Raw genomic sequence first — 14861 nt, 5'->3', positions numbered from 1 at the left:
CGAACTGGTCGCGAGTCGAGAGGTGGGGCGATGGATCCGGATCCGAGCTACGACATGAGCGACGAGATCGAGTTCTTCTTCAAGTACGTTCCGTGGGGTCTGCGCGGCGTCGTCGACGGCAACGGGTACCCGCCGCCCGCCTATCCGCCCGTCTAGAGCCCTATAACGCCTTAAGTTCCTCGGCGACCTCGGTCACCGACTTTTTCGCGTCCCCGAACAGCATGGTGGTTCCGTCGGCGTAGAACAGCGGGTTGTCGATGCCCGCGAAGCCCGAGTTCATCGACCGCTTCAGCACAATCACCGACCTTGCCCTGTCCACGTTGAGGATTGGCATGCCGTAGATCGGGCTGGACGCCTCGTTGCGGGCCGCCGGGTTGGTGACGTCATTGGCGCCGATGACGATCGCGACGTCGGTGCGGGCGAACTCGTCGTTGATGTCGTCCATGTCCTTCATGGCGTCGTAGTCGACCTCGGCCTCGGCCAGCAGCACGTTCATGTGTCCGGGCATCCGGCCGGCGACCGGGTGTATCGCGTACTTGACCGGCACGCCCTTGTCCTCGAGCAGCGACGCCATGTCCTTGACGGCGTGCTGGGCCTGCGCGACGGCCAGGCCGTAGCCCGGCACCACGATCACCTGGTTGGCGTAGGCCATCTGGATGGCGGCATCGGCGGCCGACGTCGCCCTGACGTGCTTGTCGCCGCCGCCGTCGACGCTGGGGGCCACCCCGCCACCGCCGAAACCGCCCGCCACGATCGCGGGAATGGAGCGGTTCATGGCCTTGGCCATCAGGTTGGTCAGGATCGAACCGGACGCGCCGACGATCATGCCCGCCACGATCATCGCCGTGTTGTTCAACGCCAGACCGGCCGCGGCGGCCGACACCCCGGTCATCGCGTTGAGCAGGGAGATGACCACCGGCATGTCGGCGCCACCGATGGGCAACACGACCATCAGGCCCAGCACGCCGGCGGCGGCCAGCAGGCCGATCATCCACCACAGCGACGCCCCACCGGTGCCGGGATGTGCGTGTAGGCCGATGACCACCGCCGCGGCCACCGCGCCGGCCAGCAGCAGCAGGTTGATCGGTTGCTGCCCCCGACCGAAGCCGATCGGCGATCCGGAGATGATTTCCTGCAGCTTGCCGAACGCGATGATCGAGCCCCAGAACGAGATCGACCCGATGATCGCGGCGAACAACGACGCGACCACGATGTGCACGGTCGGCGACTCGCCGTGTTGGAAGGCCGAAAAGCCGTGGGTCTCAATGAATTCCGAGAGCGCGATGAGCGCGACGGTGCCGCCGCCGACACCGTTGAAGAAGGCCACCAGCTGCGGCATCGCGGTCATCTTGGTCCACCGGGCCGGCGGGACGCCGAGCACGACGCCCACGACCAGACCGAGGATGATCAGCACCCATTGGTCGGTGTGCCGGATCTTGATCAGTGTCGCCGTCACGGCGAGGGCCATGCCCACCGCGGCGATCAGGTTGCCGCGCACCGCCGTCTTGGGGCCGGTCAGGCCCATCAGCCCATAGATGAACAGCGAGAAGGAGATGATGTAGAGGACCGTGACCAGGTAGTTCATTTGGCCGCCGGCTCCTCTACCTTTGCGGGCGTGCGTTTCTTCCCCTTGAACATGCCGAGCATCCGGTCGGTGACGATGAAACCGCCGATGACGTTCAGCGTGCCGAACACCACGGCGACGAACAGGATGATCTGCACCGCGAGCGACGGGTGCTCGACCTCACCGAACACCACCAGCGCGCCGAGCACCACGATCCCGTGGATGGCGTTGGTGCCCGACATCAGCGGCGTGTGCAGCGTGTTGGGCACCTTGGAAATCACGGCGAACCCGACGAACCCGGACAGCACCAGGATCGCGAGGTTGGCCAAAAGTTCGTCGTACATCTACGTGTCCTCCCCGCGGGTCACACACGACTCCGCGATGACCTGGTCGTCGAAGTCCGGCGCCAACTTCCCGTCCGTGATCAGCAGATCCAGCAGCGCGGTGATGTTCTTGCTGTACAGCTCGCTGGCGTGCTCGGGCATGGTCGCGGGCAGGTTCAGCGGCGAGGCGATGGTGACGTCGTGCTTGACCACCGTCTGGCCCGGCTCCGTGAGCTCGCAGTTGCCGCCTGTCTCACCGGCGAGGTCGACGATCACGCTGCCGGGTTTCATCGCCTCCACCGCGGCGGCGGTAACCAGCCGCGGCGCCGGTCGGCCCGGGACCAGCGCGGTGGTGATCACTATGTCGAAACCCGCGATCGCGTCTTCCAAAGCCTTCTGCTGCTGGGCGCGCTCCTCGTCGGTGAGCTCGCGGGCGTACCCCCCCTCACCGGCCGCGTCTATCCCGACGTCCAGCCACTGCGCCCCGACCGAACGCACCTGGTCGGCCACCTCCGGACGCACGTCATAACCGGTAGTGCGCGCGCCCAGCCGCTTGGCCGTGGCCAACGCCTGCAGGCCGGCCACTCCGACGCCGAGCACCAGCACGGTGGCCGGCTTCACGGTTCCCGCCGCGGTGGTCAGCATCGGGAAGAAGCGGGTCGATTCCGAGGCCGCCACCAGGACGGCCTTGTACCCGGCCACGTTGGCCTGCGACGACAACGCGTCCATTACCTGAGCACGCGAGATGCGCGGGATCGCCTCGAGCGCGAACGCCTGCACCCCGGCCTGCTTCAGCGCACCGATCGCGTTGTCGGCGTTGCGGGGCGCCAGGAAACCGATCAGCGTCTGCCCGCTGCGCAACCGGCTGACCTCGTCAGCGGTCGGCGGCGCGACCTTGACCACCACGTCGGCGCCCCATGCGTCCCCCATGCTCGCCCCGGCCTCGGTGTAGAGCCCGTCGGGAAGCAGCGCGCCTTCGCCCGCACCCGATTCGACCACCACCGCCAAACCACTACCGACCAGCGACGCGACCGCCTTCGGCACCAACGCGACGCGCCGCTCGTCGGTCCCGGACTCGGCGACTACCCCCACCGTCGTCTGCGCATCTGTCATGGCGCGTACATCTACTTTCCTTACTTTGGGCTTGCGGCAGACACCCTATCGGTCCGCTACCAGAGCGGAATATCTTGGCCGTGTTCCGACGCCGGGCGGGGGCCAAAGTAGCGGCGCTCGGACTCCTCGATCGGCACGTCGTTGATGCTGGCCTCGCGGCGGGCCATCAGTCCCGACGGGCTGAATTCCCACAGCTCGTTGCCGTAGCTGCGGTACCACTGGCCGGTGTGATCGTGGCACTCGTACTGGAACCGCACGGCGATGCGGTTGTCGTGGAAGTCCCACAGGCTCTTGCGCAGCGAGTAGTCGAGTTCGCGCTCCCACTTGCGGGCCAAAAAGACGACGATCGCGTCGCGGCCCACGATGTGTTCGTCGCGATTGCGCCACTGCGAATCGGGCGTGTACGCCAGGCTGACGCGCTCGGGGTCGCGGGTGTTCCAGGCGTCCTCGGCGGCCTGAACCTTCTGCATTGCCGTTTCGAGGGTGAATGGCGGAAAGGGCGGCTTGGACTCGGTCATGGCGTCTATCGTGCGCCGAGCCTGTAAATCTGCAGACGTCTACTCGCACTTTGTCTGCAGGATTACAGCCTCGCCGGGCTAGGTGCCCTGAAACTATGCGCCTGAGCACGTGTCCTATCGTGACGGTCATGGACTTCGCGATGTCGGCCAAAGCCAGTGATTACCACAAGCGATTGTCCGACTTCATGATCGAGTACGTCTTTCCGGCCGAGGCCGCATACGACAAATACCGTCACGAGGCCGGCCCGAATGACCACACCGTTCCGCCGGTCATCGAGGAACTGAAAATCAAGGCCAAACAGCAGGGGCTGTGGAACCTGTTCCTGCCGGCCGAGTCCGGCCTGACCAACCTCGAATACGCCCCGCTGGCCGAGCTGACCGGCTGGAGTCTCGAGATCGCGCCCGAGGCTCTCAATTGCGCGGCGCCGGACACCGGCAACATGGAGACCCTGCACCTGTTCGCCACCGAGGAGCAGCGCAAGCGGTGGCTGGAGCCATTGCTGGCCGGGGAGATCCGCAGCGCCTTTTCGATGACCGAGCCCGCGGTCGCCAGCAGCGACGCGCGCAACATCGAGACCTCCATCGAGCGTGACGGCGGCGACTACGTCATCAACGGGCGTAAGTGGTGGACGTCCGGGGCGGCCGACCCGCGCTGCAGGATCCTCATCGTGATGGGCCGCACCAACCCCGACGCGGCCAGCCACCAACAGCAGTCGATGGTTCTGGTGCCAATCGATACGCCGGGCGTGACCGTTGTCCGCTCGACGACGGTCTTCGGTTACCAGGACCAGCCCGGGCACTGCGAGATCATCTACGACAACGTCCGGGTACCGGTCACCAACCTGCTCGGTGAAGAGGGCGCCGGCTTCGCCATCGCTCAGGCGCGGCTCGGACCGGGCCGCATCCACCACTGCATGCGCGCACTCGGTGGCGCCGAACGCGCGCTGGCCCTGATGGTGGACCGTGCGCGCAACCGGGTGGCGTTCGGCCGCCCGCTGGCCGAGCAGGGCGTGGTGCGGGAGGCAATTGCCAAGTCCCGCAACGAGATCGACCAAGCGCGGCTGCTGTGCGAGAAGGCGGCGTGGACGATCGACGAGCACGGCAATAAGGCAGCGCATCTGCTGGTCTCGCAGATCAAGGCGGTCGCCCCGCAGGTGGCTTGCAATGTGATCGACCGCGCGATCCAGGTGCACGGGGCCGCCGGAATAAGCGACGACACGGTGCTGGCCCGGATGTACGGCTGGCACCGCGCCATGCGGATCTTCGACGGACCCGACGAGGTGCACGTGCGGACCATCGCGCGCTACGAGATCGGCGGGGAGCAGGCCGCGCTCGCCGCGGCGGTTACCCGGCATGGCTGAGGCGGCCGTCCGGGACCTGCCGGGCGCGTGGAATTTCCGTGACGTCGCCGACGGCGCGACCGCCTTGCGTCCCGGCCGGCTGTTCCGGTCCAGCGAGCTGAGCCGGCTCGACGACGACGGGCGGACGACGCTGCTCCGGCTGGGCATCGCCGACGTCGCCGACCTGCGCGCGGTTCGGGAGGTTGCCCGTCGCGGCCCGGGGCTGGTGCCCGACGGGGTCGAGATCCACCTGCTGCCGTTTCCCGACTTGTCCGACCAGCAAGCCGACGACGATGCCGAAACCGGCGTTGCGGCGCCGCACGAAGAGGCGTTTCAGCGGCTGCTGCGAGGTGAATCCGACGGTTCCGAAGAGTCGGTGAACGAAACCGCCGTCCGCTTCATGACCGACGAGTACCGGCAATTCCCGACGCGCAACGGGGCGCAGCGCGCGCTGCGCCGCGTCGTCACGCTGCTTGCCGCCGGGCGCCCGGTCCTCACGCACTGCTTCGCGGGCAAGGACCGCACCGGCTTCGTCGTCGCAACGGTGCTGGAGGCCGTCGGCGTCGATCGCGACAGCATCGTCGCCGACTTCTTGCGCAGCAACGACGCCGTACCCGAGCTCCGGACGCATATCTACGAGATGATCCAGCAGCGCGGCGACACCGAGCTGACCCCGGAGGTGGTGACCTTCACCGAGGCCCGGCTGTCCGACGGCGTCCTCGGTGTGCGTCCGGAATACCTGGCCGCCGCCCGTCGAACGATCGACGCTGAATTCGGTTCGCTGCGCTCCTATTTGAGCGACGCGGGTATTACCGAGGCCGACGTCGACCGCCTTCGCGGCGCGCTGCTCGGCTGAGCCGACCGCCGTCGGCGTAAGCGGAACAGGCGCGCGAAATCCCTTCGTGCTCAAGGGTGCCGAAGTTGGGCAAAAGGGCTTGACGCAAACGCCGGACAGGATTGCCAGATCACCTTACGCTGACGGGGTCCAGGTCTTTTGGTCGGGAAAGGGTGGGGCCGATGTCGTATGTCATCGCTGAGCCGCAGATGCTGGCGTCGGTCGCGGCGGAGATCGAAGGGATTGGTTCGGCATTCAGTGCCGCCAATGCCGCCGCAGCGGCTCCGACCTCGGGTATCGCGGCGGCGGCCGGCGATGAGGTGTCGGTGGCCGTCGCGGACCTATTCGGCGCAGTCGGCAAGGACTATCAGTCCGTCGTCGCGCGGTTCGAGGCATTTCACCACCAGTTCCGGCAGACGCTGGCGTCCGCCGGAATCGCCTATGCGGAAACCGAGGCCGCCATCGCCACGAGCCTCGGACTGGCGGGGCCCGGTGCGCCAAACCCGGCGCTGCCCGCGGCGACGATTCCCCCGTTCACGGCAAATCAGGTGTCGTATTTCATCGGCGGCACCGGGACTCCCATTCCTTCACCGTCATTCGTCTCCCGGGCCAACAACCTTTATGTCCGTTCGGTGGGCAGCCTGGTGGCGCTTTTCACGCCCGAGCAGCTATACCCACTGACCGGTGTCAAGAGCCTGCCGCTCAACACGTCGGTGCAAGAGGGCGTGACCATCCTCGACAACACGCTGTACAGCACGATCCATGGCCAGGGGCAAACGGTAACCGTTTTCGGCATTTCCCAGAGCGCCATCATCTCCTCGCTGGAAATGCAGAACCTCGCCAACGGTACGTCCCTCTTTGGCGCGAACCCTCCCAACGTGAACCAGCTCAACTTCGTGCTGGCCGGCAACGAAGTGAACCCCAACGGCGGCCTGCTTTCGCGGTTCCCGAACCTCTCCCTGCCCGCCCTCGGGCTGGATTTCTACCCCGGGATGAACGCCAACACGCCCTACCACGTGGCAAACTACACGCTGGAATACGACGGATTCGCCGACTTCCCTCGGTATCCGATCAATCTCCTCGCCGACCTCAACGCGGTCGCGGGCATCGTCTTCGTGCATCCCACCTATCTGGATCTCACGACGACCCAGGTCAATTCCGCCATTCAATTGCCGACGTCGCCGGGTTACGCCGGCAACACCACCTACTACATGATTCACACGGCGGACCTGCCGCTACTGAAACCTCTGGACGCCATACCGGTCATCGGGAAGCCTCTGGTCGACTTGATCCAGCCGGACTTGAAGGTATTGGTTAATCTGGGCTACGGTCCGGACCCCTCCCTCGGGTACTCGACGAGCTACGCGGACGTGCCGACGCCGTTCGGTTTGTTCCCGGATGCCAACCCGGGCACCGTCTTTAACGCGCTGGCCGCCGGCACCGGGCAGGGAATCCACGACTTCTCGCTTGACATGCAGCAGATCGCCTCGCAGCCCACCGCGGTCGTGCCGCAGTTCTCCTTGCCGACCGCGCCGGGGCCGACGACGACACCGGCGAGCCTCCCGTCGCCGCAACAGGTCTTCGACGCTGTCAATCGGATCGTCTCGACCGACTACGCCGTCGTGCTTCCGACCGCCGACATCGGCTACTCCCTCGCCACCGAGCTGCCCTTCTACGACTCCGAGCTTTTCCTGAGCCAGCTCGCGCAGGGCAACCTCATCAACGCGATCGGATATCCGATTGCGGCTGACATGGGATTGGGCACGGTAGCGGGCGGGGTGGAGGCCCTGACCCTGCTGTCAGCGGTCACGTCAAACGTCAAGGACATCCAGAGCCTCATCCCCTGACGCGCCCGTCCCAAAGCCGTTGCCGGGCGGATTTTCCCGCTCCACGCCCAAATCCGGGGCAACCAAAACCAACGGCGCAAAACGCCAACAAGAACGCGCGATCGCTCTAAGCTGGCTCCTGCCGGTTCCAGCGATGCTCCTGGTCATCGGGTTGGCAGCGTGGTCGGGACCAATACGAGTGCCCTGGTGTCCGGAAGGGAAGAGCCGATGACGAGCTTGATCACACAGCCCCAGATCTTGACGACGGCCGCCGCGGATGCTTCTTCGATTGGTTCGGCGATCAACGACGCCCGGGCGGCCGCCGCCGGCTCCACGACCAATCTCGCGGCAGCGGCCGAAGACGAAGTGTCGGCCGTCACCGCACAATTCTTCGGCTCGTTCGGTCAGGAATACCAGGCGCTGCTGCAGCAGGCGACCGCGTTCCACGGGCAGTTCGCCGCGGCGCTGGCCGGCGCCGGAAACGCTTACGCGCAAGCCGAAGCCGAGATCGCGGGAACGCTTGGGTTGACCGGTGCGGCCGCCCCGGTATTCGGAGCGGTGCAGACCGCGGCCGACCCGCCCGTCAGTGCGATCCTGATCATGACCGGCAGCGGCACCGCGAACCCGCCGCCGAGCTATATGGCGAACGTTTTCAATCGCTATCTGAGCCAATTCACCGGCATCCCCATCAGTGCGTTGACACCCGTCACCACCGCCGAGGGGCTCTATCCTTTCACTGGCGTCAAAGACCTGACACTGGATATTTCCCTGGCCCGCGGCGTCACTTCGCTGAATAACGCGATCGCCCAGGTAATCCCGAACCCCGCCACCTACACGGGTGATCCCGTTGCGATCTTGGGCTACTCGCAAAGCTCGATCATCTCTTCACTAGCGATGCCACAACTTCTCGCCCATGGCTACACCAGTACGCAGCTAAATTTCACTCTGCTCGGTGACCCGGCCAATCCCAACGGCGGCCTGCTTTCGCGTTTCCCGGGCCTGAGCTTCCCGAGCCTGGGTATTACCTTCGGCACCTCCACGCCGAGCAATGACTTCCAGACCACCATTTGGTCGCTCGAATACGACGGCTTCGCCGACTTCCCGCGCTATCCGATCGACATCTTCTCCGACCTCAACGCGTTGGCAGGCATCGTGTTCGTGCACGGCACCTACCCACACCTGACGCCCACTCAGCTTGCTTCGGCCTTTCTATTGCCCGGGTCGCACACCCTCGATCCCACGAACGGCCTGACCGACTACTACATGATTCCCACGGAGAACCTGCCGCTGCTGACGCCGCTGCGGGCACTACCGCTTATCGGCAACCCGCTCGCGGACCTGATTCAGCCGGACTTGAAACTCCTCGTGAACTGGGGCTACGGCGACCCGAACTACGGCTTCTCGACCAGCCCGTCCAATGTGCAGACACCCTTCGGATTCCTGCCGCCGCTGAGCGCGACGACGGAACTGGGGGCCCTCTTGCCCGGCGCCACCTCACAGGGAGTCGGTGCCTTCGCCAACGACCTGTCGAACCTGGCGAGCTCCCTTCCCGGAGCCGCATCATCGGGCGTTGCCGCACTGACCCTGCCGCCCTCGGCGTCGATCCCGACAACGCTCACCGGTGTCATCCAGGGCATCGAGTCCGCGAACACCAACATCGTCGGCACGCTGACGGGCGACTTCTCGACCGCTTACGCGACGCTGCTCCCGACCGCGGACATAGCGACCGCCATCGCGGTCACCCTCCCGTCGTACGACCTCAACCTGTTCCTCGACGGCATCACGCAATCGATCAACGGCGATCCGGTTGGGGGGCTGATGAATGCGTTCGGCCGTCCGATCGCCGCCGATGTCGGATTGGTCACGCTCGCGAGCGGTTTCGAACTCATCAACTTCGTGAACGCGGGCCAGACGATCTTCACTGGGGTACCGAACCCGGGTCCCCAGTGATCGACGTGTGCTCGGTTGAGGGCTAGGGCTCCAGTACCACCTTGCCGAGCACACCGCCGTCGGCCAGGCTCTGCAGCGCGGCCTGTCCCTCCGACAACGGATAACGCTGTGGCGGAGGCGGTTTCAGCCCCAAGAAAACCAACTGGCTTAGCCCCCAAGCGAACAGGGCGGCCGACCCGGGAACCTTGTTGAGGTACTCGCCCCACGCCACGCCCACCACGCTGACGTTGCGCAGCAGCAGTCGGTTGACTTTCACGGTGGGAATGCCGCCGGCGGCGAAGCCGATCACCAGCAGCTTGCCGTCGATCGCCAGCACGCGAACCGCGTCGTCGAACGCCGGGCCGCCGATGGGGTCGACGACGATGTCGACCCCGCGGCCATGGGTGTAGTCGCGCACCCGGTCGGCCCAGCCGTCGGCCAGGGGTATTACCAGGTCGGCGCCCAAGGACGCGACATAGTCGGCCGCGGCCTCGCGGTGCACAACGGCCAGCACCTTTTTCGCGCCCATCGCCCGTGCGACCTGGATGGCCGCCGTGCCCACTCCGCCGGCGGAACCCAGCACCAGGACCGTGTCGCCCGGCCGCATCGCGGCGCGGCGGGACAGCGCGAAGTACATGGTGTTGTAGTTCACCAGCAGCGAAACCGCTTCGGCGTCATCGAGTTCCGCGGGGCTGCGCATCACGTTGGGCACCGGAACGGCCACCTGCTCGGCGTAGGAGCCCAGGATCCCGAACGCCGAGACCCGCTCCCCCACCTGGAAGCCCGAACCTTCCGGCGCCGAACGCACCACTCCGGCGGCTTCCATGCCGGGAACGAACGGCGGGGGCAGCTTCAGCTGGTACTCGCCCTTGGTCAGCAGCAAGTCCGGAAAGCACACCCCGGCGGCGCGGACGTCGATGACGACGTGGTTGCCGTCGGCGCTGACGTCATCGACATCGGTGAAGACCATGCCCTCCGGGCCGGACAGCTCTTGTACCACACAGGCTTTCATGACCCTACAGCTTGAATCCGGCCTTTTGCGCCGCGGAGAGGTCCGTGATCTCGGTCCAGTGCGCGGCGACATCCTGCACCGACGGCGGCTGGTCGAAGTCGACGCCGTCATTCTGGAAAAGCGCGACCCGCTGCACCTTGCCGCCACCGACCACGAAAACCGATCCGCTGTCGGCACATTCCTCGGTGCACAGGTAGGCGATCACCGGCGCGACGAAATCCGGCGTGAGCTTCTCGAACACCTCGGGCGGCAGGATGTCCTGGGTCATCCTGGTGGCCGCGATCGGGGCGAGCGCGTTGGCGTTGATGTTGTACTTGGCGCCCTCCAGCGCCAGCGAGTTGATCAGGCCGACCAAGCCGAGCTTGGCCGCCCCGTAGTTTGTCTGGCCGAAATTGCCGAACAGCCCGCTGGTGGAGGTGGCGACGACGACGCGGCCGTAGCTCTGCTCGCGAAAATGGGGCCAGGCAGCGCGAATGACGTTGTATCCGCCGTACAGGTGCACCTTGAGCACGGCGTCCCAGTTCTCCGACGTCATCTTGTGAAAGGTGCCGTCGCGCAGGATCCCGGCATTGCTCACCACGCCGTGCACGGCGCCGAATTCGTCGAGCGCGGTCTTGATGATGTTCTCGGCGCCCTCGGGCTCGGCGACGCTGTCGTAGTTGGCCGCTGCCCGGCCACCCGCGTCCTTGATCTCCTTGACCACCTCATCGGCCATGTTGTGGCCGGCACCGGTGCCGTCACGCGCACCGCCAAGGTCGTTCACGATGACGCTGGCGCCCTCCCGGGCGAGGGTCAGAGCGTATTCACGCCCCAGTCCCCCACCGGCGCCGGTGACGACGATGACGCGATCCTGCACTCCGGGCATAAGGTTCCTCTCTGCTGTGAAAAATCCGACCTAGCAAGTGATTTGGCGAAGCGACGCCGTCAGAACATCCTGCGAGCCATCTTGAAGGCCCGCTCCGTGTACGGCGGGTAGATGAAGCTGGAAAGGTCGGGCCGGGTTGGCTTGGTCAACACCGACTTGCGGTGGCTGAACTCTTCGAAGCCGTACTTGCCGTGGTAGGCGCCCATGCCCGAGGCGCCGACGCCGCCGAACGGCAGCTTGGCCGTCGACACCTGGAACGCCAGGTGGTTGACCAGCATGCCGCCGGCGGGCACCTCCTTGATCACCCGCTCGCGGATCTCGCGCGCCTTGGTGAACAGGTACGCGGACAGCGGCTTTGGCCGCGAGTTGACGAAACGTATTGCGTCGTCAAGGGATTGGACGGTGATCACCGGCAGGATCGGTCCGAAGATCTCGTTCTGCATCAGCGGCCCGTTCGGGTCGGGATCGACGACGACCGTCGGCTGGATCCGCAGGGTCGAAGCGTCGCAGGCGCCGCCCACGGTGACCCTGCCATCCCCGCCCGAAAGATAACCGCTGATCCGGTCGAATTGGCGCTGGTTGACGATGCGTATACCCTGCGACTCCTTGGACCGGAACTTCGTGATGGCCGCGCCGATCTTGTCGACGAGTTCGTCGCGGATCTTCGCGTCAGCCAACACATAGTCGGGCGCGACACACGTCTGCCCACCGTTGAGCAGCTTGATCCACGCGATCCGCTTGGCCGCGACGTCCACGTCGGCGTCTGCGGCGACGATCACCGGGCTCTTGCCGCCGAGCTCAAGCGTGCAGGGGGTCAGGTGGGGCGCCGCGCCCTCGTAGACCTTGCGCCCGATCTCGGTGCCGCCGGTGAACATCAGGCGGTCCAGGCCCTGCGCAATGAGTTCCTGGCTCACCGCGCCGTCTCCCTCCACGACCGCGATGGCGTCGTTGTCGAGATAGCGCGGCACCAGCTCGGCCATCAACCGCGACGACGCGGCCGCGATTTCCGAGGGCTTGAGGATGACCGCGTTCCCGGCGGCGATCGCCCCGACCGCCGGGCCCAGCGTCAGGTAGAACGGGTAATTCCAGGCGCCGATGATCAGCACGGTGCCGTAGGGCTCGTACTCGATAAAGCCCCGCCCGGGTAGCTGCGGCATCTCCAGCCTTTGGTAGCTGCGGCGCGCCCACTTCCGCACGCGCTTGGCCGCGTACTTCGCTTCACCGGCGGTCGTCGCGATGTCCGCGATGAAGGATTCGAATTTGTTGCGGTCCAGATCCGCGGCGAGGGCGGCGCTGATGGCTTCCTCGTTCTCCTCCATCAGCTTTTGCAGTTGCAGCAACTGCTGCCTGCGCCACCCGATGTCGCGGGTACGGCCGGAGGCGAAGGTCTTCCGGAGCCGAGCGACCGTGGCGGGAACGTCGATCGGTGCGGCCTCGGACTTGGAGGGGGCTCCGTTCGTGGATTCCGATGTCTTCGGTGCAACCGATTCGGTGGTCATCATTGTCCTTCCCGAGCAGAGTCGCCCGCTGCAGTGCGGGTGACCGCTCATCGGTGATAACCGCGATCCTAACCATCGGGTTGGGACAGCAATAGGAAGGATCCGCCCCGACCGAATCCGAGCGATCCGGCGGGCCGCCAGGTCAGGGTTTGGTTGCCGTCACGAAGCTGTTCGTGAACGGCCTCTCCTCCGACTGCGGCGCGCGGCCCAGCCGCAGGCCCTCATCGCGCGCGCTCACCGCGCGAGTCGTCCAGCCGTGGGCGCCGAACCAGTCGGCGCAATCGGGGCGGCCCTCGTCGTCAAACCAGAGGTCGAAGGGGTTGAACGAGGTGTCTTGGCCGCGCGCTGCGCGCTTCGCCCGCAGCTCTTGCCACTTTTGCTCTGCCTCGCGCCGCTTCTCCTGGTCGACCCCGAACATTTCGACCGCCACCCGGCTGCCCGAGCCGCTCAGCTCGTCGATCGAGGCGAACATGGCTTCCTGCGCGGCCGCCGGCAGAAACGGCAACAACCCTTCGGCGAGCCAGGCCGTCGGACCGGTCGCATCGAACCCGGCGTCGCGCAGCGCTTGGGGCCAATCGTGGCGCAGGTCCACGGGCACCGGTCGCCGGTCGACGACCGGGGCGGCCCCGTGGGCGGCGAGCGTCTCGGCCTTGTACTGAAGCACCTTGGGCAGATCGATCTCGTAGACGACGGTGCCGTCCGGCCAGTCGAGCCGGTAGGCACGCGAGTCCAGACCGGCCGCGAGGATCACCACTTGGCGGACGCCGGCGGCCACCGCATCGGCGAAGTAGGCGTCGAAGAAATGGGTCCGCACCGCCTGGTAATTGATCATGTGCCGGGAGTCGACGGTGAAATCCGCGGCCGCCTCAGCCCCCTCAGCCTCATCCTCCGGCTCCGGCGTCCACCAGGCGGCGACCTGCTCCCGAACCCCCTCGAGTTCGGGAGTAGACACCAGCGCCTCGGCGAACTGGTCGGAGATCAGCGGCTCGGCGCTGGCCGTCTCGGCGGCACGGGCCAGCGCGACCATCACCGCGGTCGCCCCGACGCTGGTGGCGATGTCCCAGGAGTCGTCCGCGGTGCGCGGCATTTACAACCGCTCCGCGATCACGAAGTCGGACAACGCGTCCTTGTCGTCGGTCAGGGGGACGTTCTCGATCCAGCGCCCCAGCCGGCGCATCTCGTCCATTGAGTGCCGCGCCGTGGCGCGCCAGCCGTTTTCGTTAAGCCAGTCCGCGACGTCCGCGCGGTGGTCGTCGCGATACATCAGCTCGCCGACGTCGACGGTCTGTTCCAGGCCGATCTCGTCGGCCACCTTCTTGAAGCGTTCCCGCATCTGCTGCCGCCGCTCGTCGGCGTGGTTGGGTGCGGTTTCGGCCGAGACCCGGCTGCCGGCCGGGCTCAGCTCGCCGATCAGGGTGAACAACCGGTCCTGGGCCTCGGCGGGCAGGTACATCAACAACCCCTCGGCCAGCCAAGCGGTGCGCTGGGTGGGGTCGAAGCCCGCGGCACGCAGCGCGGCCGGCCAGTCCTGACGCAGGTCGATGGCCACCTCGCGGCGATCGGCGGAAGGGTTCACGCCGTTTTCGGCCAGCGTGGTGGATTTGTAGGCCAGCACCTCGGGCTGGTCGATCTCGTAGACCGTGGTGCCGGCCGGCCAGTCCAGCCGGTAGGCGCGGGAGTCCAGTCCCGACGCCAGGATGACAACCTGGCGGATCCCGTCGGCGACGGCGTCGGTGAAGAAGGTGTCGAAGAAGTGCGTCCGCACCGCTTGGTAGCCGCGCATGTGGTGCAGGTGGGCCGCGGAATCCTCGTCGAGGGCTTCGACCTTGGCCGCGATCTCGGGGTCGAGCATGGCCTCCCACAAGACGGCGGCGCCGGAGTTGCTGACCAGCAGCCTGGCGTACGGGTCACGGATAAGCGGGTCGGGCCGTTCGGTTTCGACGGCGCGGGCCGCGGCCACCATGACCGCGGTGCTGCCGACGCTGGTCTTGATGTCCCAGGTGTCGTCGTGGGTGCGCAGTGAGCTCATCGCGTTGC

14 protein-coding genes are annotated in these 14861 nt (G+C 66.4%); 5 read left to right on the top strand and 9 right to left on the bottom strand.

Going from position 1 to position 14861, the window contains the following annotated elements; all coding sequences use genetic code 11:
* Positions 1 to 30 precede the first annotated feature (30 nt).
* Positions 31 to 156 (top strand): hypothetical protein, encoded by a 126-nt coding sequence (locus JWP83_RS20190; protein ID WP_297733675.1) that lies wholly within the window; start codon positions 31 to 33, stop codon positions 154 to 156.
* 4 nt (positions 157 to 160) lie between these two features.
* On the opposite strand, the gene JWP83_RS20185 is transcribed toward JWP83_RS20190, so the two are convergent.
* Genes JWP83_RS20185 through JWP83_RS20170 form a run of 4 tightly spaced genes read right to left on the bottom strand, consistent with a single transcriptional unit; the run spans position 161 to position 3518 of the window.
* The gene (locus tag JWP83_RS20185; protein ID WP_297733672.1) at positions 161 to 1585 is read right to left on the bottom strand and encodes an NAD(P)(+) transhydrogenase (Re/Si-specific) subunit beta; all 1425 of its coding nucleotides are present in this window, start codon (positions 1583 to 1585) and stop codon (positions 161 to 163) included.
* Positions 1582 to 1908 (bottom strand): NAD(P) transhydrogenase subunit alpha, encoded by a 327-nt coding sequence (locus tag JWP83_RS20180; RefSeq protein ID WP_297733669.1) that lies wholly within the window; start codon positions 1906 to 1908, stop codon positions 1582 to 1584. The genes JWP83_RS20185 and JWP83_RS20180 overlap by 4 nt, the downstream gene beginning before the upstream one ends.
* Positions 1909 to 3000 (bottom strand): Re/Si-specific NAD(P)(+) transhydrogenase subunit alpha, encoded by a 1092-nt coding sequence (locus JWP83_RS20175; protein ID WP_297733666.1) that lies wholly within the window; start codon positions 2998 to 3000, stop codon positions 1909 to 1911.
* Positions 3001 to 3056: 56 nt separating this feature from the next.
* Complete coding sequence (locus JWP83_RS20170; RefSeq protein WP_297733663.1) at positions 3057 to 3518, bottom strand: nuclear transport factor 2 family protein; 462 nt, start codon at positions 3516 to 3518, stop codon at positions 3057 to 3059.
* A 140-nt stretch (positions 3519 to 3658) separates the two neighbouring features.
* Between JWP83_RS20170 and JWP83_RS20165 the strand changes: the two genes are divergently transcribed.
* From JWP83_RS20165 to JWP83_RS20150, 4 genes are all read left to right on the top strand, one after another.
* A complete protein-coding gene (locus JWP83_RS20165; RefSeq protein WP_297733758.1) occupies positions 3659 to 4879 on the top strand; it encodes an acyl-CoA dehydrogenase family protein in 1221 nt (406 codons plus the stop codon).
* The gene (locus tag JWP83_RS20160; RefSeq protein WP_297733660.1) at positions 4872 to 5714 is read left to right on the top strand and encodes a tyrosine-protein phosphatase; all 843 of its coding nucleotides are present in this window, start codon (positions 4872 to 4874) and stop codon (positions 5712 to 5714) included. The genes JWP83_RS20165 and JWP83_RS20160 overlap by 8 nt, the downstream gene beginning before the upstream one ends.
* Positions 5715 to 5875: 161 nt before the next feature.
* On the top strand, positions 5876 to 7540 hold the full coding sequence (locus JWP83_RS20155; RefSeq protein ID WP_297733655.1) for a PE-PPE domain-containing protein: 1665 nt from the start codon (positions 5876 to 5878) through the stop codon (positions 7538 to 7540).
* Positions 7541 to 7747: 207 nt separating this feature from the next.
* Entirely contained in the window at positions 7748 to 9469 is a 1722-nt protein-coding gene (locus tag JWP83_RS20150) for a PE-PPE domain-containing protein (protein ID WP_297733651.1), read from the top strand.
* 22 nt (positions 9470 to 9491) lie between these two features.
* On the opposite strand, the gene JWP83_RS20145 is transcribed toward JWP83_RS20150, so the two are convergent.
* The 5 genes from JWP83_RS20145 to JWP83_RS20125 form a co-directional block, all read right to left on the bottom strand.
* Positions 9492 to 10460 carry an NADPH:quinone oxidoreductase family protein gene (locus JWP83_RS20145; RefSeq protein ID WP_297733648.1) on the bottom strand — a complete coding sequence of 323 codons (969 nt, stop codon included), beginning with the start codon at positions 10458 to 10460 and terminating at the stop codon, positions 9492 to 9494.
* 4 nt (positions 10461 to 10464) lie between these two features.
* A complete protein-coding gene (locus tag JWP83_RS20140; RefSeq protein ID WP_297733644.1) occupies positions 10465 to 11325 on the bottom strand; it encodes an SDR family oxidoreductase in 861 nt (286 codons plus the stop codon).
* A gap of 59 nt (positions 11326 to 11384) precedes the next feature.
* On the bottom strand, positions 11385 to 12827 hold the full coding sequence (locus JWP83_RS20135; RefSeq protein ID WP_297733641.1) for an aldehyde dehydrogenase family protein: 1443 nt from the start codon (positions 12825 to 12827) through the stop codon (positions 11385 to 11387).
* A gap of 139 nt (positions 12828 to 12966) precedes the next feature.
* The gene (locus JWP83_RS20130) at positions 12967 to 13911 is read right to left on the bottom strand and encodes a class I SAM-dependent methyltransferase (RefSeq protein ID WP_297733637.1); all 945 of its coding nucleotides are present in this window, start codon (positions 13909 to 13911) and stop codon (positions 12967 to 12969) included.
* Positions 13912 to 14853: a class I SAM-dependent methyltransferase gene (locus tag JWP83_RS20125; RefSeq protein ID WP_297733634.1), complete on the bottom strand. Its 942-nt coding sequence runs from the start codon at positions 14851 to 14853 to the stop codon at positions 13912 to 13914.
* Between the last annotated feature and the right edge of the window lie 8 nt (positions 14854 to 14861).

Origin of the sequence: Mycobacterium sp., from assembly GCF_025965855.1 — a bacterium.
Lineage (GTDB): Bacteria > Actinomycetota > Actinomycetes > Mycobacteriales > Mycobacteriaceae > Mycobacterium.
This window is presented reverse-complemented; position numbering and strand designations above follow the sequence as displayed.

Coding starts and splice junctions, on each gene's coding strand:
- JWP83_RS20190 (WP_297733675.1), top strand. CDS start 31: ATGGATCCGGATCCGAGCTACGACATGAGCGACGAGATCGAGTTCTTC.
- JWP83_RS20185 (WP_297733672.1), bottom strand. CDS start 1,585: ATGAACTACCTGGTCACGGTCCTCTACATCATCTCCTTCTCGCTGTTC.
- JWP83_RS20180 (WP_297733669.1), bottom strand. CDS start 1,908: ATGTACGACGAACTTTTGGCCAACCTCGCGATCCTGGTGCTGTCCGGG.
- JWP83_RS20175 (WP_297733666.1), bottom strand. CDS start 3,000: ATGACAGATGCGCAGACGACGGTGGGGGTAGTCGCCGAGTCCGGGACC.
- JWP83_RS20170 (WP_297733663.1), bottom strand. CDS start 3,518: ATGACCGAGTCCAAGCCGCCCTTTCCGCCATTCACCCTCGAAACGGCA.
- JWP83_RS20165 (WP_297733758.1), top strand. CDS start 3,659: ATGTCGGCCAAAGCCAGTGATTACCACAAGCGATTGTCCGACTTCATG.
- JWP83_RS20160 (WP_297733660.1), top strand. CDS start 4,872: ATGGCTGAGGCGGCCGTCCGGGACCTGCCGGGCGCGTGGAATTTCCGT.
- JWP83_RS20155 (WP_297733655.1), top strand. CDS start 5,876: ATGTCGTATGTCATCGCTGAGCCGCAGATGCTGGCGTCGGTCGCGGCG.
- JWP83_RS20150 (WP_297733651.1), top strand. CDS start 7,748: ATGACGAGCTTGATCACACAGCCCCAGATCTTGACGACGGCCGCCGCG.
- JWP83_RS20145 (WP_297733648.1), bottom strand. CDS start 10,460: ATGAAAGCCTGTGTGGTACAAGAGCTGTCCGGCCCGGAGGGCATGGTC.
- JWP83_RS20140 (WP_297733644.1), bottom strand. CDS start 11,325: ATGCCCGGAGTGCAGGATCGCGTCATCGTCGTCACCGGCGCCGGTGGG.
- JWP83_RS20135 (WP_297733641.1), bottom strand. CDS start 12,827: ATGATGACCACCGAATCGGTTGCACCGAAGACATCGGAATCCACGAAC.
- JWP83_RS20130 (WP_297733637.1), bottom strand. CDS start 13,911: ATGCCGCGCACCGCGGACGACTCCTGGGACATCGCCACCAGCGTCGGG.
- JWP83_RS20125 (WP_297733634.1), bottom strand. CDS start 14,853: ATGAGCTCACTGCGCACCCACGACGACACCTGGGACATCAAGACCAGC.